This is a genomic window from Leptospira bourretii, from assembly GCF_004770145.1.
In the GTDB taxonomy this organism is placed as follows: Bacteria; Spirochaetota; Leptospiria; order Leptospirales; family Leptospiraceae; genus Leptospira_A; species Leptospira_A bourretii.
Genome location: NZ_RQFW01000005.1, coordinates 24,658 through 45,690 on the forward strand (window position 1 = coordinate 24,658; position 21,033 = coordinate 45,690).

The 21,033-nt window shown below is 39.4% G+C and carries 16 protein-coding genes; 6 read left to right on the plus strand and 10 right to left on the minus strand.

The window, feature by feature from the left end:
- Positions 1 to 52: 52 nt before the first annotated feature.
- The 3 genes from EHQ47_RS01725 to EHQ47_RS01735 all read right to left on the minus strand — a co-directional run bounded on the left by EHQ47_RS01725 (position 53) and on the right by EHQ47_RS01735 (position 4,526).
- Positions 53 to 2,593 carry a penicillin acylase family protein gene (locus tag EHQ47_RS01725; RefSeq protein WP_135749199.1) on the minus strand — a complete coding sequence of 847 codons (2,541 nt, stop codon included), beginning with the start codon at positions 2,591 to 2,593 and terminating at the stop codon, positions 53 to 55.
- A gap of 3 nt (positions 2,594 to 2,596) precedes the next feature.
- Complete coding sequence (locus EHQ47_RS01730; RefSeq protein WP_135749200.1) at positions 2,597 to 3,799, minus strand: hypothetical protein; 1,203 nt, start codon at positions 3,797 to 3,799, stop codon at positions 2,597 to 2,599.
- Between the two features lie 70 nt (positions 3,800 to 3,869).
- Positions 3,870 to 4,526 (minus strand): lytic transglycosylase domain-containing protein, encoded by a 657-nt coding sequence (locus EHQ47_RS01735; RefSeq protein WP_135749201.1) that lies wholly within the window; start codon positions 4,524 to 4,526, stop codon positions 3,870 to 3,872.
- Positions 4,527 to 4,689: 163 nt separating this feature from the next.
- On the opposite strand from EHQ47_RS01735, the gene EHQ47_RS01740 reads away from it, so the two are divergent.
- The 4 genes from EHQ47_RS01740 (at position 4,690) to EHQ47_RS01755 (ending at position 9,811) form a co-directional block, all read left to right on the plus strand.
- Complete coding sequence (locus EHQ47_RS01740) at positions 4,690 to 7,071, plus strand: sensor histidine kinase (protein ID WP_135749202.1); 2,382 nt, start codon at positions 4,690 to 4,692, stop codon at positions 7,069 to 7,071.
- Between the two features lie 146 nt (positions 7,072 to 7,217).
- Complete coding sequence (locus EHQ47_RS01745) at positions 7,218 to 8,024, plus strand: hypothetical protein (RefSeq protein ID WP_135776433.1); 807 nt, start codon at positions 7,218 to 7,220, stop codon at positions 8,022 to 8,024.
- A 41-nt stretch (positions 8,025 to 8,065) separates the two neighbouring features.
- The gene (locus EHQ47_RS01750; protein WP_135776434.1) at positions 8,066 to 8,872 is read left to right on the plus strand and encodes a hypothetical protein; all 807 of its coding nucleotides are present in this window, start codon (positions 8,066 to 8,068) and stop codon (positions 8,870 to 8,872) included.
- Positions 8,873 to 9,028: 156 nt separating this feature from the next.
- On the plus strand, positions 9,029 to 9,811 hold the full coding sequence (locus EHQ47_RS01755; RefSeq protein ID WP_135749205.1) for a hypothetical protein: 783 nt from the start codon (positions 9,029 to 9,031) through the stop codon (positions 9,809 to 9,811).
- Positions 9,812 to 9,919: 108 nt separating this feature from the next.
- Here the strand turns inward: EHQ47_RS01755 and EHQ47_RS01760 are convergent, their stop codons facing one another.
- The 4 genes from EHQ47_RS01760 to EHQ47_RS01775 form a co-directional block, all read right to left on the minus strand.
- On the minus strand, positions 9,920 to 13,099 hold the full coding sequence (locus EHQ47_RS01760) for an efflux RND transporter permease subunit (RefSeq protein ID WP_135776435.1): 3,180 nt from the start codon (positions 13,097 to 13,099) through the stop codon (positions 9,920 to 9,922).
- Positions 13,077 to 14,489: a TolC family protein gene (locus EHQ47_RS01765; RefSeq protein ID WP_135776436.1), complete on the minus strand. Its 1,413-nt coding sequence runs from the start codon at positions 14,487 to 14,489 to the stop codon at positions 13,077 to 13,079. The genes EHQ47_RS01760 and EHQ47_RS01765 overlap by 23 nt, the downstream gene beginning before the upstream one ends.
- A 3-nt stretch (positions 14,490 to 14,492) precedes the next feature.
- Positions 14,493 to 14,717 (minus strand): YgaP-like transmembrane domain, encoded by a 225-nt coding sequence (locus EHQ47_RS01770; RefSeq protein ID WP_135749208.1) that lies wholly within the window; start codon positions 14,715 to 14,717, stop codon positions 14,493 to 14,495.
- A 102-nt stretch (positions 14,718 to 14,819) separates the two neighbouring features.
- Complete coding sequence (locus EHQ47_RS01775) at positions 14,820 to 15,086, minus strand: metal-sensitive transcriptional regulator (protein WP_004786149.1); 267 nt, start codon at positions 15,084 to 15,086, stop codon at positions 14,820 to 14,822.
- 41 nt (positions 15,087 to 15,127) lie between these two features.
- Between EHQ47_RS01775 and EHQ47_RS01780 the strand changes: the two genes are divergently transcribed.
- The gene (locus EHQ47_RS01780) at positions 15,128 to 15,883 is read left to right on the plus strand and encodes an SAM-dependent methyltransferase (protein ID WP_135776437.1); all 756 of its coding nucleotides are present in this window, start codon (positions 15,128 to 15,130) and stop codon (positions 15,881 to 15,883) included.
- 12 nt (positions 15,884 to 15,895) lie between these two features.
- Here EHQ47_RS01780 and EHQ47_RS01785 read toward each other — a convergent pair whose 3' ends face one another.
- Positions 15,896 to 17,149, minus strand: coding sequence for an FAD-dependent oxidoreductase (locus EHQ47_RS01785; RefSeq protein ID WP_135776438.1), 1,254 nt, complete (start codon positions 17,147 to 17,149; stop codon positions 15,896 to 15,898).
- Positions 17,146 to 18,648: a succinate CoA transferase gene (locus EHQ47_RS01790; RefSeq protein ID WP_135776439.1), complete on the minus strand. Its 1,503-nt coding sequence runs from the start codon at positions 18,646 to 18,648 to the stop codon at positions 17,146 to 17,148. Before EHQ47_RS01790 ends, EHQ47_RS01785 begins: the two co-directional genes overlap by 4 nt.
- Positions 18,649 to 18,719: 71 nt before the next feature.
- Between EHQ47_RS01790 and EHQ47_RS01795 the strand changes: the two genes are divergently transcribed.
- Positions 18,720 to 19,130 (plus strand): zinc ribbon domain-containing protein, encoded by a 411-nt coding sequence (locus tag EHQ47_RS01795; protein WP_135776440.1) that lies wholly within the window; start codon positions 18,720 to 18,722, stop codon positions 19,128 to 19,130.
- 18 nt (positions 19,131 to 19,148) lie between these two features.
- Here the strand turns inward: EHQ47_RS01795 and EHQ47_RS01800 are convergent, their stop codons facing one another.
- Positions 19,149 to 21,032 carry an ABC transporter ATP-binding protein gene (locus tag EHQ47_RS01800; RefSeq protein ID WP_135749212.1) on the minus strand — a complete coding sequence of 628 codons (1,884 nt, stop codon included), beginning with the start codon at positions 21,030 to 21,032 and terminating at the stop codon, positions 19,149 to 19,151.
- Position 21,033: the final 1 nt, after the last annotated feature.

The following is a 21,033-nucleotide window of genomic DNA, read 5'->3' on the forward strand; positions in this document are numbered from 1 at the left end:
AGGTGTAGAAAAATAGGAATCCCCACAGGTCCCGTGGGGATTTTTTTAGAAATTACCGAGGTCGAAATTCCAATCGGAATTTTCCAGCCCCTACTTGTTCCTTCGTATAGAGGATTTTCCTGTGAACTCCGTTAATATAATCATCCACTAAGTTCCCGTAGAAAGGACTTGCAAGGTTTCCGCTATTACCGATGGGAAGTTGTGTGACAGACTCTTCGAAACGGCCATAATCAATCACCCGCCTTTTGGATGGACCTGCAAACGCAGTCCAATCTTCTTTCATAAGTTTGTATTTTAAATTATTAACCACTTCGGCACCACCTGCAGAAGGAAGCGGACCAATATCAAAAATACCACCTATCACTGGCAATACGCCAAGCGGATGTGGGTGTTTGATTTTATATAAGTTTTTCCAAGTCCAAAGGCTTGGCGATGCTGAGAGATGTGCCTCTAAATACCTGCCAGTCTCCTCAATCGATCTTTTGAGAATGTCTTCTCTTGATTCGATGATCCCTTCGGTTCTTAAGTCATCCCAATAAGGAGAACTTGGATTCCTTATAAATCGGCGATAAGCATTCCAGTATTCTGCCATATCTCCATATAACTCAAAATTGGCGGGACCCATCTCATCAATTAACAATTCCCGAAGAGTGATATAAAAGAATACATCGTAAACAGCAGCACCTTGGGATTCGGGAAAATGTTCAAAATTCCATTTTTTCAAAATCCCGAGAACCTTTTTCCCATTGGGAGTTTTTGCTTCTTTAACCGTAGACAAAATAAGTTCCAAATACTCTGGTGCAAAGGAAGAAACGGTATCATTTTGGATTGCCGCGAGGTCTTCCAAACTCCACTTCTCTTTTGTTTCCAAAATACCAACTAACCTTTGAAAACGATCAGGTGGTTGCCAATTTCCTTCTGGTTTTCCAAGTCCCGGAAGAGATTTACTTGTCACTTGGTTGTTTGCTGTGACGATGATTCCATTTTTTGGATTGATGATCTTAGGATTGTCTTTTACCGAAACATAACCAACCACATCATTTTCACCAGTAGAACCCTCTAAAATTTTACGAGAATTTCCCGATTTTAGGATCGGAAATCTTCCTACTGCATAATAGGCAATGTTCCCATTTTTATCCGCATAACTAAAATTAAGCCCTGGTGCTCCAATCATAGAAGAAGCTGAATCAAGTTCGGTGAACGATTTGGATTTTCCCATTTGGAATAAAACATCAAGCAAAGGATTTGGTAAATGGTGGTGAGCCCAATACAAACTTACAGGTCTTCCCTTAAATCCTTTGATATGTTCTGTTATGAGCGGACCGTGGTTTGTGATCCCAACTTCAAATGGAATTTCGGATCCATCTTTTTTACGGATGGGATCACGATAATATGTTAAATCTTTCCAGGTATTTCCCGTTTTGAATTTCCCACCTTCAATGGTTTCTAAATACAAGTTAACATCATCCTGTTCCAACATGGTAAGTCCCCATGCCTTATCCCTATTATGTGCAATGAGAGGGAAAGGAATGATCGAAAGGAAATAACCATAATTTTCATATCCTGGATATTCAATATAGGCTTCATACCAGGCCCCTGGATTGGAAAGGGCAATGTGCGGATCGTTAGCAAGAACTGCCCCACCACTCTCAGAACGACTAGGTGCCACAAGCCAAGAGTTACTACCTTCTAGTGGCTCAATCGGAAGTTGCAATTGGTCCACAAAAGATACTAGTTGTTTTAGACCAAGAACCTCTTTTCCGTTTGAATGGTCTTTGGTTTCTGGTGGAAAGGAATAACTTTGGTTTGTAACTCGATTGAAACTTGAGTTTTGGATTTGTTTAGAATTTATTTTTTGAAAATTGTTTTTATCCGCTAACCTTTGTACACCTGGTTGTGTTTCCAAAATGGTTGCATTTGTTTCAAAATCATACCGCGGGAAAAGTTCATTTGCAGACCTAGCCTTTAAATCCGACTCCATAATGGTGTACAAACTGTCCGATTTGATCCCTTCTGCAAAAGAAAAACCCATATAAAATAGGAAGGAAATGGCATCTACCCGATTAAATGGTTTCGGTTTGATTCCAAGAATGGTATATTCAATTGGCAAATTGTCTTCGGAGAGAAAATGATTTACCCCATCCAAAAACCAATCCAATTGGTTCCATGCTTCAGGATAAATATGTTCCTTCTGGTTTACATATTCTTCCGCTGTTTTTTTCAAAAGAAGAGATTTCAAAAACTGATCAGTAGGAATGAGTTTATCACCAAAAATTTCAGTGAGTTCTCCTTTCCCAATCCGCCTTTGTAATTCCATCTGAAAAATACGATCCTGTGCCATTGTATAACCTAATGCAAAATAGGCGGACTTGGCATCTCCTCCCACGATATGGGGAATTCCGGCTTCATCTCGGATCACAGTCACGGACGTTGTCAGTTTATCAGAAACAATTTCTCCGCTGTACCTAGGTGCTTTTAAGGATACAAGTCCCCAAAACAAAAAGTGTAAGGTGACAGGAAGAGTGAGAATGAAAAGTAGAAAGAGACTTAAAAAAGGTCTCTTTCTGATGAATTTTTTAGTTTTATCTAACATAGGTTATTGTAGTGCTTTGATTTGACGAATGCGATTTTGTTTGTCTGCCGAATCCCAAGCTGCATTCGAGAAGGATTCCACTTTATAATATTTTGTTTTGTATTCATCCTTATATGGTAGAACGAGTTCACGATCAGGTTCTGTTGTTTTGGCAGCTTGGATTTTTCTGAGCCCTTCTGCACCTTGGTTGAACCATTCAGGATCAATGGGTAAGTTGACTCGGTGTCCACGAAAAGATGTCGCCAAATACGGACCATCTAAGTCTTTATCACGAAGGATTTTCCCGAAAAAAGTAAATTCCACTTCGTTCGAACCAGAAACCAAATCACCATCGTACACGGCATAGGCGATATATTCCCCATTCTTTTCGTCTTTTAAATTTGCTTCTAAATGGTATTTTCCTTTTCGATAAACATTCACCACTGCACGAACAATGAGGGATCCGTCTTGTAAAGAGTCAGAAAAAACTCCGTTAAATTCTGCTGGAATGGAAGGACTAGAAAAGAAACTAGAAGTAAGAGTAGTTTTAAGATTTTCTGGTCCGTAAGTAATTTCAGCAACAAGAGACATTTGTCCCCAATCAGCTTTTTGTGGTTTCCAAGAGAAAGTAAAAATGTTGTCTCCTCTTGTTTGGTCTCCATCGGTTCCGTTGTCATTCACAGAGGCACTGACAACTCCATACCTTTGTCCTTCCCATTCTTTAAAAACTTGATGAGAATCGATTGATACCTTCACTCGATTCCTTGCTTTGTCACGACATTCTAACGTAACGTACATCATGTCTTTGTTTCCGATGACTGCCCAAGTTTTTGGTTGGAATAAACATACATAACCGGTGGCTTCGTTCGTTTTTGGATCAATAGAATAATCTGGAGAAGTTTCAATGATGAATGGGAAAGCCAAATCATGATTCAGGATGGACATCGGTCTTGAGAATGGAGGGTATTCAGCCCATTCTAAATACTTTTCTAAAATGTATTCGGGAGTGGCACCATCATCAGGAACTCCGCCAGATCCATCAGATCCACTTCCAGAACTATCATCACCTTGCGTTGGATCAGAGTTACTGGCCATCCTTTCTTGTCTGGCTTTCTCTCTAGCATCTTGATCAGAACCAACATTATCCTTAATTAAAAAGAAGATAAGGCCAATCACAACCAATATAACAACTGCTAGATACACACCGTATCTACGAATTAAATCCATACGCTCCCATCCTTTTGTTTTATAAAACGGATAAGAGCCTTGTCGGTTTTAAAACTATGTAAAGTAAAATTTAGATAGAAAGAAGACTCGCAACAGTTTCAGAAATCAGACTTTGTGTTGGAGTGGGCATTGATTTCCATTCTTCATAGTACCGGTAAACTGATCGTGAATACTCTGGAATGCCTCCAAATCGTTTATAACCACCAAGCCCTGCATTATAAGATAACAAAGCAGCTTCCAGAGAATCGGTGCGTTCGATCAAATAATTCAAATAAAGAACACCAATGTACAAATTAGTTTCTGGATCGTAGAGGTCCTTTGCTCCAGAAAACGGGATTCCTTCTTTTTCCGCCAACCACTTGGCCGTTGTTGGCATCACTTGCATGAGACCAAGGGCTCCTTTATGGGATTTAGCCCGTCTGTGGAACTGTGATTCTGTATGTACAAGACCTACTAAAAATCCAAGTTTATCATACCGTTCCTGTTTCTGTCCTGCGGGAAGACGAAGGTTCAGAGCTGCATTTTCCATGGCCGAAACCAATTCTAATCTTTCCCGAGAAGAAAGGCTTGGTCGATTTTTGGCAATGTATACCTCCAATTTCCGTTTGGAAGATTCGTTTCGGACAGAAAGACCGGCTGAGCTGATCTTTCCGTAAGATTCTGTTAGGAAAATGACAATGAGAAGGCCAGTTCCTAGAATTTGAGTGAGTGAGTTTCTTTTTCGCATTGGGTTCTCTTGATACAGACTTTCATTTGTGCATCGCACAATAAGTCCATGATTTCCCGACCTCTTCTGGCGACAAGGAGTTTTTTGTGCGACGCACAACGAAAACCAATGAGAGAAACGAAATGCTTGCCGAAAGTCAATTGTCAGGGATTCCTGGATTGGCTTGGCACCCTTACTGAATCTTTATAGTTTTTTCTATTTTGGGCTCTGTTTGGTGAGCGGGATCGCCTTTGTCTACTTTATCTCTCGTAAGGAGGACCTAACGCCCACATTTCGGGGCCTCCTTATCCCTTTGTTCTGTCTCTTTTTTTGGTCGGTTGCCTGGTCGATTTGTAATTCCTTTGTGGCACCTTGGACCGCTTACATTTTCGTTTTTTTAAAAAATCCAGTCATTTTAGTTTTAGGCATTGCTACCTCAAACCTAGCCTTTGGGTTCCAGGAAAATAGTTTCCCTCGCTGGAAAACTTGGAGCCTTCGTTTCCACATCGCTTTGGCCACTTTAGCAATCCTTTCCAACGGGATCGGTTTTTTTTACCGAGAGGTCCACTTCGATCCCAAAATGGAATTCTATGTTCCCAACCAACATTCCTCTTCCCCTCTCGTCCAACTTTCCATTGTATCCATTGCTGGTGTTTTGTGTTTGATTCTGGGAAATACAATCGCTGCACTCACGGCAAAATTTTTCTATTTTCAAGGTTCCAAAAAAAGGCACACGGGAGGTTTTCTTTTGGCCATCCTTGGAATTCTTTCTTTGGCATTTGCCGACATCCTAGTAGATCTAAATTATTTCAGCAAACCAACATTTCTATTTTTACTGACTAACCTAACAATCATTATCATGACCATTCTCGTATTGGTTTCCCTCAACCAAGAGACAATTCCTTCCACTGTCGGATTCAAAATCATGACCTTCAACTTGACGGTTTTGTATTTGATCCTTTCGATTGTGGCGAACTTTTTATTCAACCGGTTCCGTGTAGATTTTCAAAATGAAATGAGCCGCGAAAAACATAGTATCAAAACACAACTGGAATTGGGTGCCACATACCCGTTTGTTTATCTTTCTGAATTAGTGATAGATATCCAAAGTCAAAACTTTCGAATCAACAAAACCAATTTGACAATGGAAAAAATGATTCAGGCAAAAAATAGAGAAACAAGTTTCGAAACTTTCAAGGTTGAATCTTTTTCCCAAAGCCCCAGCGAAATATATTGGACTTCCGATTTTTATGCAAAAAATCATCATTTTTTCATAGCAATCCCTTATATAGAATATAGAAATACCGTACACCAAACGGTAGTTTGGTTAATTGTAACACTCCTATTCTCTTTATTTACAATCTTCATGTTATATCCTGTTTTACACAAAACAAGTATTGTATACCCGTTAACAAGGTTACTAGCTGGTATTCGAAAAATGCATTCTGGAGATTTGTTTGTTACAGTCAAAGTATCCAGTAGAGATGAAATCGGTGAGTTATCTAATAGTTTTAATGAAATGATTTCGATTGTGCGTGATGCAAGACTACAATTGGAACAAAAAATAAAAGAACGTACGGAATCATTAAACCAAACCATCTTGGAACTTAGAGAAACCCAAGAACAACTTTTACAAGCAGAGAGGATGTCCACTCTTGGAAAAATTGCAGCCAGTGTGGCTCACGAAATCAATAACCCATTAGCAGCCATTAAAGGAAGCATTCAATTCATCAAAGATGGGCAGACAAATGTCATTCGTTCGGAAAAAACTGAATTGGTTCTTTTAGCCGAAGAATTTTTGGAAGATTTCAAAACCCAAAAACGTTCAGAAGTCACTTCCCGGTTCAAAAGAAAAAAAGAACTCATTGCTTATTTTAAATCCAAATCAGTTTCCGATCCCATATCTTTAGCAGACACATGTTTCGATTTTAAAATTGAAACCATTCCAGAAGAATACCAAAAGTTATTTGATTCGGAAGAAGGAAGAAACACTTTCCAATCCAAACTCAATGATTTTGTCATTGGGTTCCATTTAGGAATTATTGAAACCGCTGTGGAACGTGCTTCCAAGATTGTGTTTGCTCTCAAACACCATTCCTACTCCGGTCCGAAAGAATCACAAAAATTTCTCGCACTCAAAGAAGGGATCGATTCGGTTCTTTCCATGTATTCCACTAGTTGGAAACAAAACATTGAGATCGATTGGAAAATCAGTGGGGATCCAGTGGTTCTCGGACATGCCGACGAACTCGTGCAAGTTTGGACCAACCTCATCTACAATTCCATCCAAGCTTGCCCCAAAGAAGGAGGAGTGATCCGAATTTTTCTGAAAGAAGAAGAAACGAATGCCCTTATCACCATTGAAGATAATGGAAAAGGAATCCCTTCGGACATCCTACCTCGCATCTTTGAGCCATTTTTTACCACAAAAGAGCTGGGAATGGGCACAGGCCTTGGCCTATCCATCGTCCAAAAAATCATCCAAAACCACAACGGAAACATCCAAGTGGAAAGTGAACCAGGCAAAACCCTATTCACGATCCGCATCCCCCTAGCAAAATCCTAGGAACCTTTCCTAAAGATTGTCAGTGAAACTCTGACAATGGCAAATTTATGTTAAAATTTTGTCTAAATTTGGAAAAAAATTTCTTGTCAATCTTTTGCCAAACTTATAAAACAATGGGAACATACCTTTAGGAATAGGAAAACAAAATGCGAACCATACTAGCAACCATCACGGCATTTCTCTTAGCGGGATCCCTAAGTGCCCAAACATACACAGTCTTCATCCATGGAAAATCTGACAAAAACCACAACGGTGTGGGAACAACTGACGTAAACAGCTACTGGGGTTCTTCAGTCAATTCTGTTGGTGGAACAAGAATCTTTATCGGTTATGATGGAACAACCGACCCAAGATCATACGGATCTTCCAGAGCACAAACTAACATTGCTACAGGACTCACAAACTACTGCAAAGGATCAAACTCTTGTAAGATTGTTTGCCACTCGGCTGGATGTTATGCAATCGAATATTGGTTGTCTAACCTCGGTTCTACTGCCTCTGCCAAAGGTTTTAACCTTACAAAAGTAACGGCTCTTGCTGCTGCTTCTGGTGGATCAGAACTTGCGAACGCACTCAATGGAATCACTTTTGGATTCGGTGGAAACGCAATGGATAAATCTCTTATCGTCACTACCGCTCGCGGTGCCTTCAATCACAACAACACTGCTGGTGTTGCCGTTAACCACGTTCCTGGTTACAAAGGTATGATTGGTGCATCCCTCATTCTTCCTGGTGAAGATGACTACGCTGTGGCTTACCACTCTTCTTGCGGATACAACCGTGCTGGTGGTCTTAACAAATGCCAATCTTCACTCACACAATACGAAGGGCTCTGGCCATTTGGATCAAACAAAACTTACAACCAATACAGTGGACACTACCGTGCTCCTTCTGTTTCTTCCACAGGACTTTACCTAGACCACGGTCAAATCAAAACCGAGGGTTGGAGATAAGTTAACCGGTATCATTTAAAGAAAGGAAAAGGAAAAAAGAGATGCGTAGCTCAATTACAACAATACTTGCGATGCTGTTTGCAGGATCGCTCAGTGCACAAACTTACACTGTGTTCATTCACGGTAAGTCAGACAAAAACCACAATGGTGTGGGAACAACAGACGTAAACGGATACTGGGGATCTTCTACTAGCACCGTTTCTGGATCTAAAATTTTCATCGGTTACGATGGAACTTCTGACCCAAGAACTTACGGAACTTCCCGTGCACAAACAAACATTGCTACTGGACTCACAAACTATTGCAAAGGAACTAACTCTTGCAAAATCGTTTGTCATTCAGCAGGTTGTTATGCGATTGAGTATTGGTTGTCTAACCTAGGTTCTACTGCATCCTCAAAAGGTTTTAACCTTACAAAAGTAACTGCACTGGCTGCTGCTTCTGGTGGATCAGAACTTGCTTCTGCACTCAATGGCGTAACGTTTGGATTTGCAGGAAATGCGATGGACAAGTCTCTTATCGTTTCCACTGCTCGTGGTGCTTTTAATCACAACAACACTGCTGGTGTTGCTGTTAACCACGTTCCTGGTTACAAAGGTATGTTTGGTGCTTCCGCCATTCTTCCAGGAGAAGACGACTATGCTGTAGCATACCACTCTTCTTGCGGATACAACAAAGCTGGCGGTTTGAATAAATGCCAATCATCTCTCACACAAAGTGAAGGAATCTGGCCTTTCAATTCCAACGTTACTTACACACAATACAGTGGACACTACCGTGCACCGTCTGTGACTGCGACTGGTCTTTACCTCGACCACAGCGAAATCAAAACAGAAGGATATCGGTAAGCCGAACTTCCCACACCTCTCCTCTTAAAAAAGGAAAAGGACAGGTCAGCCAAATTGGCTGGCCTTTTTTTTGCCTTCTTCGTATATAATTTGACATATTTGACTTATTTACGGTATTTGTGTCGTAATATAGAAAATCAGGAAAGGGAAAAAAAAATGCGAAGAACGATCACCACTGTACTTGCGATGCTGTTTGCAGGCTCGCTCAGTGCACAAACATACACCGTGTTCATTCACGGAAAATCAGACAAAAACCACAACGGCGTGGGAACAACAGACGTAAATTCGTATTGGGGAACCTCTGCGAATACAGTATCTGGATCTAAAATTTTCATCGGTTACGATGGAACTTCTGATCCTAGAACTTACGGAACTGCCCGTGCGCAAACAAACATTGCGACTGGACTCACAAACTATTGCAAAGGGTCTAACTCTTGCAAAATCGTTTGTCATTCAGCAGGGTGTTATGCGATTGAATTCTGGTTGTCAAACCTTGGTTCTACTGCATCAGCAAAAGGGTTTAATCTAACAAAAGTGACAGCTCTTGCTGCTGCTTCAGGTGGATCAGAACTTGCTTCTGCACTCAATGGCGTAACGTTTGGATTTGCAGGAAATGCGATGGACAAATCTCTCATCGTATCCACGGCTCGTGGGGCATTCAATCACAACAACACTGGTGGAATTCAGATCAACCATGTACCTGGTTATAAAGGTGCATTCGGACCATCTGCCATCCTTCCTGGAGAAGACGACTATGCAGTAGCATACCATTCTTCTTGTGGATACAACCGTGCTGGTGGACTTGATAAATGCCAAACTTCTATCGTGAGTGGTAGCACTACTTATACACAATACACTGGACACCTGAGAGCACCTTCTCTCACAGCAACCGGTTTGTATAAGAATCATAGTGAGATTAAAAACGAGGGAACTCGTTAATTCATTCGTCTGAGAAAAAACCCTTTGGTTTTTTGCCAAAGGGTTCCGACTGAAAGGCTGAAAGTAATTTCAGCCTTTTTTATTTGAAGCCAATTTTCGACTCATTCTTTAGGCGTGTTTGATGACTCCCTGTCTTGATTTTCCGATCAGCCAATAATACATAACAGGAACTGCAAATCGACTAAGAACAGTTGCTGCGATTTCACCAAACATAAGTGAGATGGCAAGACCCTGGAAGATGGGATCAAATAACATCACAAAGGATCCAACCACAACAGCAGAAGCAGTGAGTAACATTGGCCTAAACCGAACGACTCCCGCATGGACAACGGCTTCTTTGAGTTCGACTCCCTTTTTAATTTCACCTTCGATAAAATCCACGAGAATGATGGAGTTTCGAACAATGATCCCCGCTCCCGCAATAAATCCAATCATTGAAGTTGCAGTGAAATACGCTCCCATTGTCCAGTGACCTGGTAAAATTCCGATGAGAGAGATGGGAATCGGAGCCATAATCACAAGTGGGACAGTATAACTTTTAAACCAGCCAAGAACCAAAACGTAAATGAGTAAAATCACAACAGCAAATGCACCACCAAGATCACGGAACACCTCATAGGTGATAAACCATTCCCCATCCCATTTGATCACAGGTTTTGTTGTATTCCAAGGTACATCGGCAGTTTGTGTTTCATATTTGATTTTGGGAGCCAGTTTTAACATCCCATAAACGGGAGCTTCTTCTGCACCTGAAAGTTCACTCATGACATAGTTGACCGGTTTTAGATTTTTACGAAAGAGGGCTCTATCTTCTTCTTTGTAAACATTTCCCAATACTCGTTCAGAGGAAACAACTCCAGATTCCATAGACATGATGTTTTGGTTTTGGAATGGATTTTTTGATCCACGTGCACTCTGTATGACAGAAAGGTTGACGGATACTTCTTCCGGTTCTTCCGCAGTCGCCAAACTAACCAGAGGTGATTCTGAAAAAAGAATGGAACCCGTATAGGCAAGGGCAGAAGTTTTGATTCCAAAAAGCCCCGACTTTTCAAAATCAATCGGATATACTAGTTTGGGACGACCATTCCGCAAGGACGTATCTAAATCCACAACGCTTGGTTCTTCACGGAAAACATTGTAAATTTCTTCTGCTACACGTTTTCTTTCAAGGGCAGTCGGACCATATACTTCTGCTACCATAGTTGCCATGACTGGTGGCCCTGGTGGAATTTCTAAAACCTTAGTCACAACATGGTTACGTTCACCAAACTTTTGTATATCGGATCGTAAAACCTCTATGATCTCATGACTTGATTCTTTACGTTCGTTTTTGTTCTTTAAAATCACCTGCAAATCATTCATTGAATCAAGGTTACGAAGAAAGGAATGTTTCACCATCCCGGAAAAAGAAAATGGTGCTGCTTCTCCTGCAAAAATTTGAATTTTTTCTACATTGGGATTTTTCAATAGGATTTTAGTTAATTCTTCTGAATGGCTCATACTTTGAGCGAGTGTTGTTTCTGGTTTATAATCTAATAATACCTGAAACTCTTCTTTGTTGTCGAAAGGTAACATTTTAACCTTTACCCACTTAAATCCAACAAAGGCCATTGAAATAAACAACAAACCAATGGTAACGGCACCAAATACAGCTGCGTTCTTTTTAAATCCTAACAACCAATTCATAAAACGTATGTAGATTTGATCGAGTTTTGAAATCTTATGTTCGGCAGATTCATTTCCAGTATGTGAATGGTTTTCTTTTAGTAATCTTATGGATGCCCAAGGAGTGATCACGAAGGCAACAATCAAAGATAATATCATCGCAAGACTTGCACCGACTGGAATTGGTTTCATATAAGGACCCATGAGCCCACGAACAAAGGCCATAGGCAAAATGGCCGCAATGACAGTAAAGGTAGCAAGAATGGTAGGATTTCCTACTTCTGACACGGCAACAAGTGTTGCTCGAATGATTCCTAGTTTTGGATTTTCTTCTAAATGCCTTTCGATGTTTTCCACGACGACTATAGCATCATCCACAAGGATCCCAATGGAAAAAATCAAAGCAAATAAAGTCACACGGTTCAGAGTGTATCCAAGAAAATAATAAATGGCCAACGTAAGAGCTAACGTCACTGGGATTGCTATGGCAACCACAAGAGCAGATCTCCATCCCATCCAGAGGGCAATGAGAACCGTAACAGAAATGGTAGCGATCAAAAGATGTTCGATAAGTTCATGTGATTTGTCTTCTGCTGTACTTCCGTAATCACGAATGACACTCAAACGAATTTCTTTTGGTAAATCTTTCTGAAAGAGATTGGCCCTTTCTAACAAGTCCTTAGATAAATTAACAACATTTGTTCCCTTTCTTTTGGCAAAAACGATGGTGACAGCATTTCGTTTTCCTTCACCTAACGATTTATCATACAAAGCAGAAGATCTTGTTCTTTCTTCGGGCCCTTCTTCTACAACGGCAAGGTCTTGGATCCGTACCACGCGTCCTCCCCTTTGCGCAACAGGGAGTCTTTTGACATCTGAAATTTTCTTTAATACTCCCCCAACTTCCATATCAAAAACGGAATCGGAAGACCAATTTTTCCCAGCAGGGATCAAAGCATCGTTTTGTTTTAAACTTTCCGCTACTTCAATCGCAGTCACTCCATAACGACTGAGAAGACTCGGATCTACTTTCACTCGAATGACCTTTTTCAATCCACCTAACATTTGTACGGAGGCTAAATCGGGAGTAGAAGAAAGTTCACGAGCAAGAGGAGCTACCAGTTGGCGTAGAGAATAATCATCCAAAGTTTCGGAACTAAAACTCAATGCTAAAAATGGAACATCATCAATGGAATAGGATTTTACCATTGGACTCAGCGCATTTTTAGGAAGTGCATTCTTTAGTTCCATTAACTTATGGTGAATCTTCACAAGAGAAGGTTCAATTGGTTCTCCCACCTTGAAACGCACTGTGATATAACTTCCATGCCATTTACTTGTGGAATAAACATATTCAACACCTTCAAGTCCCCAAACAGCACGTTCGACAACTTCCGTAACTTTCCGCTCTGTTTCTTCTGGAGAAAACCCAGGAGAAGGAATTTGGATATCAATCATCGGAACCGAAATTTGTGGTTCTTCTTCTTTTGGTGTTAGGTAAACTGCAAAGAGCCCCAAAACCAAACTTGCTATCGCTATGACTGGCGTAAGACGTGAATGCAAAAAAGTTTCTGCAAGCCGTCCAGCAAACCCTTTTCTAATTTCTTCCAATGGATTCATTTGATCCTTCCTTATTTGAAAATAACGATGTTTCTGTTCTTACCTGTAAAACCGCGATTTCTGTTTCCATTAATACACGAGCCAATTCCAAAGACTTATTTAATGTTTCCGCAAATTGAATGGCATTGATGGCTCCGCTTTGGAAGAGTCTTTGCATATTTACAATTTGTTCGTCTTGGTATTTTACTGTTTCTTTTACCAACTCAAGACTCTCTTTTAGAGAAATTTCTTTTTGGAAAAGAGACTTTACATGCGCTTCTTCTTCTTTGGTTTTTTCTTCAATTTTTTTTAAGGCTGCTTCCGCATTGAGTTTGGATTCTTCTACTACACCCATATCCTTGGGATTGTATAGATTCATTTGCAGATATACTCCTGCTTGGTAGGCATTGGTTGTATTTCGGCTTCCATGATACCCATAAGCTTCTGAATAAGCGCCAACTTTAGGTAAAAACTTTGCCGTTTCCATATCTGCTTTGAGTCTTTCACCCTCTGCATATTTGATTTGAGCATTCATTTGATTGGATCTTTCGTAACCTGCGGGGCGTTTGAAATATGTATCTAAAAACACATTCAAATCAGATTCGACGATCTCTAATTCAGAGGAAGGAAGGTCAGAGAGAACATATAAGGTTTCTTTGTAATCATTGATTTGCAGATCCGATTGTTTTTCTAAAACTGCAATTTGATTTTTGATCGATTTTAATGCAAGATAACCTGCATACCCAACTGGATTCCCTTTATTACCCAGTGAATAGTTCGATTGAAACCTAGATTCAATTTTTTTAATTTGTTCCAATCTTTTTTTATATTCATTCAAAGATTGAATGGCTCTATAATAAAATCCGGTTTGTGCAAACTCTCGGTCGCGGATGGCAAGCCACTCAAACTTAAGACCTGTCGAACGTTTTTCATTCATGGCAGCAAGAGTTTTGCCTGAACCACCTTCATACAAAGGTAAATCCATTCCAAGTGTTCCTCGAGAATATGTATGACTTCCCGGATAATTGAGCGTATCTTTTGCAAAAAGATTCATTGTATCCGAGTTTAATGTCGAATAAGGTTGGTTATTAGAATCTAAAAAGTTTCCAGGTCTGTATCTTGTAGAAGCCGTAGAAAAATCCGAATCTGTTGCACTTCGTTGGCTCAATTTTCCCATAAAATTTAGAGTAGGATCGTTTGTTTGGAAAGTACGTAAATCGGTATAAACTCTAGGTAACCAATGTTTGTCGGATCTGTCCTTGGCAATTTCACCTGCCTTCCATTCCAAATATTTGGATTTTCTAGCCGAAGAATTTTCCTCAATCCGTTTCCACAAATCATTAAACCCGACGGCCTCTGCAAAGAGAGCCATCGGACCTACCAAAAGCAAAAAGCTAATGATTGATTTCATTGTTTAGTCCCTAACCTTTGGTTCAAAACCAAGTTTGTTCAAAAGAATTGCCATTGGACAAAAACCAACGGTTGAAAAAACAACCAAGTTTACACCGACAAGCAGATTCAATAAATACCACCAAGGTGAAACAAAAGTTCCAAGTGATACCCCCACAAGACTGAAAAGTCCTGCAATGAAATACACCACTCGTTCCAAATACCAAGATTTTGTTGAAGCTAGAAACATTACCATACCCCCTATAGTATATAGATTCTAAATCCATATATACCCCATGGGGTATATATGGCAAGTGATTTTAAGATTTTTTAAAAAAGGGAGGGGGTGATTTTAGAGAGAAAATGCGGCTGTGATGGCTTTTTTAACGTCCGTTTCGATGTTCTGAACGGATTTTTTTTCTTTAAAGCAGGTATCCATGTATTCGTGGATGTATGCTTCGCCAAATTTTTTCATGGCCTGGTGGGCGGCTTTTAAAAGTAAAATTGCTTTTTCGCAGTCTTTTTCTTCCGTCGTGATGGTATTCTTGATTGCTTCCAGCTGTCCCTGGATTCGATTGATACGGTGGATCAGTTTGGTTTGGTTTTCCGAAAGGCTCATAGTATATACCCGGCAGGGTATAAGATTCCATCAAGCAAAAAATGACACCTTTCCCTTTCTCAAAATCACCAGCCACCGTCCTTCCCCAGGCGCCTCCCTACTACCTTTCCAATTTTGGGTATTGGGATGGAGAAATTTCTTATGAAACGGCAGGACTTCGGTTTGTATCAGAATTTGCCGAAGGCTGTCAGTTAGAAGAAAAAACAAAAATTTTAGAGGTGGGTTCGGGACTCGGCGGCAGTTTGGTTTACTTTGCAAAAAAGTACAATCCAAAAAAATTGTCTGCTATCAATTTACCTGGGGAACAATCAGATTTCGCAAAACAATTGTTTACCGAAAACAAGATAGCAGTTTCTCCTTTTTTAGAAGGGAGTTGGGAAAAAATCACAACTTTGGATGATTCTTCCTATCATTATGTTTTTTCTTTAGACGCCTCCTATCATTTTAAAAACTTAAATGCGTTTTATCGTGAAAGTTACAGAGTTTTAAAACCTGGCGGAAGACTTGTATTTACAAATTTTCAAATTACAGAAAAAAAGAAAAAAAACTTTTGGTGGTTGTATCTTCCCTTTCTCATTCCCAAAGGCAATTTGAAGTTAGTCGAGGAAACCATTCAAGATTTAAAATCCATTGGCTTCAAACAAATAAAAGAAGAGAATTGGACAAAACCGGTTCTTTATGGATTTATTAAATATTCAGAAAATCTACCGGCTTCTCTAAAAACATTTGGTAAAGTTTTAAATTGGTTTACCAAACAATTTTGTCTTAGTTATCATTACTACGTTTTTCAAAAATAGAAAACCCTTTTGTCAGTTTCGAATCAAGTCATCAATGTTTTGATTGAGTAACTTAGATGCGACGAGCAAAGAAGATTTTGCTCCTGCTTCTAAAAGAGGAATTCCATAAAGAGAATAAGACCCACATAACCAAAGATTACGATCCGGTTCAGAATGTAATGCAGTGATCCTTTGAATGGCCTTTGCCGTTCGATCATCCATGACAGGCCTTTCAAACTTCGCAAGCTTTAAGATATCATTGTCCTTAGGAAGTTTATGGGGATTCCATGTTTGGAAGATTTTTTTGCCCTTAAGCTCCGGGATGATTCTCCCTAAGTCCAAAGTAACTTCTGGTTTATCAAAACCATCCCTAACCTTAAACACCAATGAGACTGATGGATTTAAAAAATAAGACTGATCAGTATGTAAAACAACATCACTTGATTCATAACGAAATTCGCCGAGAATTTCTTTTTCTAACTCAAATCCAGCCCCAAGAAGATCTTTTCCTTGGTTTGCTTGTGTGGAAAGGATCACGTGATCAAATGTTTTTTCTTGGTTTGCAAACTGAATGATTGTTTTACCATCTTTTTTGTAGATCTTTTGGATGTCGGCATTCAAACTTACGTTTTCTAAATTTTGAGTAAGACGATTTACGATATCTCTTGTTCCTAAACTTGCCGTTTCTTGTGGTGTATAAGAATAACCCCGAGAATGATAACCGATAATTGTTTCAGCAGGATAGGCACCCACAGTTTCTGTTTTACAAGTATTCACAAGTGCAAAGGTGGGGAGTAAAAATTCGTAAATAAATTCGTTAGAATAACCATATTTAATCAGAAAATCTAAAATTGAAATATTGCGACTTTCTCGTTTCCAATCATCTTTTGCGTTGGCATAAAACTTTAGTAAGTCGGAGAAAATTCTTCGTCCTTTCCATGAAACAAATGAGTTTATTGTTGGAATTCCAAACGGAATACCGAAAATTTGATGGGAACGAAATCCAAAAACAGAATCACCATTGGATTCAACTCGAAAGGAATAATCAACTGGTCTTGTTTTAATTCCCGCTTTTTCGTAAACCTGAAATAAAGTTGGGTAATAGTCACGTTTGATGGTTCTAAAAGGGATATCAAACTCAACCTCTCCCCCATCAATCATTTGTTTGGCGCCAAACGCAGCCATACCAATCTCTGGATGTTTTTCAAATAAAGTTACATCTTTAAATTTACGTATGGCCCAAGCGGCAGTCAGTCCTGCAATCCCAGAACCAACAACTGCAATCACTTCATACTTCCTGTTTTTAAGAATTGGACATGCCAAGAAAGTGCACGTTCCAAATCATGCGGAGTGTGTTTTCCTTTGGAAACACGAAGGGCATTTTCATAATATTCACGAAGTTTATCACGATAAATGGGATGAGCACAGTTATTGATAATCAGCTCTGCTCTTTTTTTAGGAGGACAACCTCTCAAATCAGCTAAGCCTTGTTCCGTGACAAATACCATTGTTGAATGTTCATTATGATCTGTATGTGATACCATTGGAACCACAGCAGAAATATTTCCATCTTTGGCAAGAGATGGTGTCATAAAAATACACAAGTGGGAATTTCTCGTAAAGTCACCTGAGCCACCTATTCCATTCATCATAGATGTCCCCATCACGTGAGTGGAGTTTACATTTCCATAAATATCAACTTCGATGGCAGTATTCATAGCAATCAGTCCCATTCTTCGAATCACTTCAGGATGGTTGGATATCTCTTGTGGGCGAATGACAAATTTGGATTTCCATTCGGCGATATTCTCATGGAATCTTTTTAGTCCTGCTTCAGAGAAAGTTAAAGCAGAGGTTGAAGCAATATCTAATTTTCCTGCATCGATCAAATCAAAAACAGAATCCTGAACCACCTCTGTATACATTTGGATTGAGTGGAAGTTTGGATCTTTTGCCATACTGGCAAGAACTGCGTTAGCTATGTTCCCCACTCCGTTTTGAAATGGTAGATATTCTTTTGGAATTCTTCCCATTTTAATTTCATGTTGGATAAAAGATAAAACATGAGCGGCAATGTTTTGGCAATCTTCGTCGGGAGTTTTGAAAACAGTTGCTGCATCAGGTTTACTAGAACGAACAATCCCTTTGATTTTATCGGGCGGAACTTGGATGTATGGTAATCCAATCCGATCTCCTGGTGTGAGTATATTGATTGGAAGTCCCTTCTCATGATGGTTTGGAAGATAAATATCATGGTATCCTTTTAATTCCAGGGGATGTGTATCAGTTAACTCAACGAAAACGGATTCCGCATTGCGGATGTAAGTTGCACTCATACCAGAAGAGGTTGATAAATAAATTTTTCCATCTACTGTAACGTCAATGGCTTCCACAATCGCAACATCAATTTTTGGCAAAATCCCATGTTCAATGTATTTTACAACATGAGATAAGTGCATATCGATGAAATCCGTTTCCCCTTGGTTGATGAGGTTACGAAGATGGGAATTGGATTGGTAGGGAATTCGTAATTTTAAGGCACCTGTTCTTGCCAAAGCACCATCTAGTTCTTCACCCGTAGAAGCACCGGCATACAAGTTAATTGAAAATTCTTTTCCTTTTTGTTTTTCTTCTTCGATTCTTTTGGCAAAGGCAACCGGAATGAGTTTTGGGTATCCTGCTGGTGTAAATCCAGAACAGCCTAGAGTGACATGTTGGGGCAGAAGTGCTGCCACCTCTTCTGCAGTTTTTAATTTTTGTTCAATCAGTGAGTTTGTAACGGCCATAAGTGTAAAATCTCTTCTATGACCAAAGATAAAGAGATTGCCTAAAAATAAAAAGTCCAAATTCTGAACGTATGGATTTTCTCTTATATCTGTATTGTCTCGTTTTTGGAATCATTCTGATCGCTCCTTTTGTGTTATTCCACTACCGGTTTCGTCTGGATGAATCTCCTTTCGGAAAGGATGAAGATGCCCATCTAAAACCAATTGCTGAAAAAAAAAGAAACCTACTCGATTCACTGAAAGACATTCGTTCTGATTTTGACTCAGGAAAATTAACAGAAGAAGAGTTCCAAATTCAGTCACTTCCTTATATAGAGGCTTTGGATTCCGTCGAACTGGAATTAAAAACCAAAAAGACAAATGTAACTGTTTTAAATACTCCAAAAATCAATGAAAACTGGACTTGCTCTAACTGTGGTTCGTTTGTAGCTGTACCAAATGCAAAGTTTTGTCCTAACTGCGGAACCAGTAGGATCGCTTAAAAACGATCCTACTTTTAGTTAGGTAGAACTAGAAAACTGCATATCATACAAACGTTTGTATTTAGAATTTTGGTTTTTGAGTAAATCCGCATGACTTCCACTTTCCACTATTTCACCATTTTCTAAATAATAAATTGTATCTGCTATTTTAACCGTCGATAAACGGTGTGCAATGATTATAACTGTTTTATTTTCATACAGCCTGACGAATGCTTGTTGGATCAGACGTTCCGATTCTGTGTCTAAGGCTGAAGTGGCTTCATCCAAAATCAAAACTTCAGGATTTGCAAGTAATGTTCTCGCAATAGAAATCCTTTGTCTTTGGCCACCGGACAACATAACACCACGTTCTCCAACAATGGTATCATAACCTTCTTCGAAGGCCTCAATAAACTCTGAAGCAAATGCATCCTCGGCAGCACGTCTTATTTCTTCTTCAGAAGCATCTGGTTTTCCAAAAGCAATATTCTCACGAACCGAACCGTTAAATAGAAAAATATTTTGAGATACTACTCCAATCCGTTTACGTAAATTATCTAAACTCAGATCCTTTGCATTCACCTCATCCCAAAAAATTCCACCTTCACTTGGATCAATTAGTCTAGGCAAAAGGTCGACTAACGTAGATTTTCCGGCTCCAGAAGAACCAACAATGGCGATGGTACCTCCACGCGGAAGCGTAAGATTGATATTCTTTAATGCATAAATTTCGGTGTTGGGATACAAATAAGAAACATTTTTATACTCGATAGATTTTGAGAGTGGACCTAATTGATTTGGGACTTCCAGCTCCTTAATATCCACATTTCTTCCTAAAATTTCAAACACACGATCACTTGCAATAACGGAAGCCTGAATTAAATTTACAAGAATACTCATTTGTTTCAGTGGACGCATCAGGAATATCAATGTAAGAAAAAATGCAATAAACATCCCTTTAGAAAAACTGGCGTCTTCTAATAAATAAGCACCAATCCCTAAAAATACCATTGTAACAACTGAACCAGATAACTCTGTCAAGGCGGGGCCAATTTGGTGATAAAAATGCGTTTTAAAAGTTTTGTCAGATAGATTTTGATTAACCTTCAAAAATCGATTTGCTTCTTTGTCCTCCATGGAAAAAGCTCGGATGACTCGAATTCCAGAAATGACCTCTTGTAGGTCACCGTTTAATTCAGACAATTGTTCTTGTTGGTTCTTAGTGGTCCTTCTAATCCGATCAGCAAATGTGCTTACGGGGCCGACAATTAAAGGAATAACAATAAATAGTAAAAAAAACAATTTCCAACTTAACACAAGTAAAATGATTAAGTGGGTCACGATATAAAAGAAATCATTGATAGCATCTTTTAAATCATTCGAAACTACTTTGCCTACAATATCGACGTCGTTGATCACTCGACTCATCAGTACGCCAGTTTTTTCACGATAAAACTCGTTGAGAGGCAATACCTGGAGTTTTTTATATAAAGCTTGCCTGAGGTCACTGACTGCAAGAAGTCCTGCTGAGTTGACAAAGTAAACTGTTCCTGCGAGGCAAATTAACTTCAAAAAATAAATTGGTAAAATGATGAGGCAAAATAGATAAACTAAGTCATCTGGCTTTTTATCAGCGAGTTCTTCGTTTGTGCTCTGTTTTAGATTTGCAAATTGCCATTCCCAATATTTGAGACCTTCCAAACGATCGGGTTTTTTATATTCCGCCAGGAGAGATTGGTCCTTTTTCGTTAACGCAATTTGAAACTTATAATTCTCACCTGTTCCCAAAGAGTCAAAAATCGGAATGAGAGACGTGAGGGAGGCCCCATTAAAAATGGAAACAAATATAGACAAGAAAACACCGAGGCTAAGTCTGTATTTGTATTTTGTTAAGTATGGCCAGAGTTTTCGATAAATCTTCACG